We start from the raw sequence: 1704 nt of genomic DNA, 5'->3' as shown, positions 1-1704 counted from the left end.
CGCCAGCACGGCGGTGCACGTCACCGAACACCGCACCGCGGATGCCGAGGAGTTACTCGCCGCGGCGTCGGCCGCCGACGAGGCCCTTTCCCCGGACGTGTCCGTGACCGACGTCCTGCTGACGGCGCTGTCGGCCGCGCTCGACGCCCATCCCGAGTTCAACGCAACGTTCGAGGATGAGGTCCATCGGCTCCACGAGTCACACGACATCTGCGTCGCCGTCGATATCGACGCCGGACTCATCGCACCGGTCATCCGCGACGTCGATTCGATGTCGCTCGCCAACCTCGCCGAGGAACGGCGGAAAGTCACCAACCGCGCGCTCTCCGGGGAGTTCACGATGGACGACCTCACCGGCGGCACGATAACCGTCTCGAACCTCGGCGTCCTCGGCGTCGAGCGGTTCGACCCCGTCATCAACCCGCCGCAGATCGCCATCCTCGGCGTCAACGCGATACGGCGCGAAGTGGTTCCGACCGACGACGACGGGGTCGCCGTCCGTAAGCGGATCTCGTTTTCGCTCTCGTTCGACCACCGTATCGTCGATGGCGCAGACGCCGCGCGGTTCCTCGGGACGTTGGTCGAACACGTCGAAAACCCGTGGCCGCTCGTCATCGCGGCGGGCGAAAAATGAGGAAAAGGGACTTACTCGGCGCGAAAATAGCCCGCGTCGGCCGCTCGCTCGATCGCCGCGTCGATTCGGACGAGGCGCGGACCGTCGCTCACAGGGCGGAGACGAACCGACGCGTCCCGGACTTCTAGTTCCCGTTCGCCGTCGGCGCTGACGACGCCGCTGGAGACATCGAACGCGAACGCTTCCCCGTCGTCCAACCGACGGAATTCCGCGATGGAAACGTCCGAAACGACTCCGGGGACGGTGACCGCACGCACCTCCTGTGACGGGCAGAGAGACGACTCGTTTTCCAACGGTGGTTCACTTCGATCCTCAAGTCTGAAGCCGATGCCGCCCGGTTCGTCCGGACGGTGCGTCTCGAACCCCCCAGCGATGGCCGAGAGGCCGATTTCCGCGGGCGACGCCCGCGAGACGACGCCGCCGATGATGTCTTCCGGATCGAGGATTGCCCGAGTTCCGACGAACTGCTGGTCGAGGACGCCGACCGTCGCCAGTCCGCGAAGTCGTCGTTCCTCCGTTCCATCGTCCACGACCGCTTCGACGGTGCCGTGGCGAACCGTCGTCTCGGACACCGGGACCGCGCCGCTCGCAACGAACCCCGCGGCGGCTCCGGCGATCGTCCCATCGACCGGCGTGGGAACCACGTTGTTCGTTCCGGTCGAGATACTCACCATCGGAACCTCGCCGATGCCGACGGCGACGTCCCGATTGGTGCCGTCGCCACCGAGGACGACCACGGCGTCGGCCGCGGTCGAAAACCGTTCGGCGGCGTTTCGCGTATCACGTCCGGAATCCGTGACGGCCATGTCCAGCATGTCGATAGCGAGGTCGTCCGGCGCACCAGTGACGATTCTCTCCGCGAGTCCGGCGTTGTCCGGCATGACGAGAACCTCGGAACCGTCGGCGATCCGGAGTCCTTCGAGGACGCAATGTGCCGTGCGGCGTTTCGCGTAGTTGCTACTGACGCTCGCCCCGCCTGTCAGTCGCCGGATGTCCCGTCCGGCGACGGGGTTGACGATAAGACCGACTGTCGGGGACACTAGACGATGCGGTCGATCGCCGCCTTCACG

Annotated in this window: 2 protein-coding genes; one reads left to right on the top strand and one right to left on the bottom strand. The window is 66.4% G+C overall.

Annotation, left to right across the window (positions count from 1 at the left end):
• Nucleotides 1-634: 2-oxo acid dehydrogenase subunit E2 (locus WBV42_RS15800; protein WP_423986870.1), on the top strand; the 634-nt coding region annotated here is incomplete at its 5' end.
• Between the two features lie 11 nt (nucleotides 635-645).
• Here the strand turns inward: WBV42_RS15800 and WBV42_RS15795 are convergent.
• A complete protein-coding gene (locus WBV42_RS15795; protein ID WP_423986871.1) occupies nucleotides 646-1674 on the bottom strand; it encodes an NAD(+)/NADH kinase in 1029 nt (342 codons plus the stop codon).
• Between the last annotated feature and the right edge of the window lie 30 nt (nucleotides 1675-1704).

Source organism: Haladaptatus sp. (assembly GCF_049589095.1).
Taxonomy (GTDB): Archaea; Halobacteriota; Halobacteria; order Halobacteriales; family Haladaptataceae; genus Haladaptatus.
This window is presented reverse-complemented; position numbering and strand designations above follow the sequence as displayed.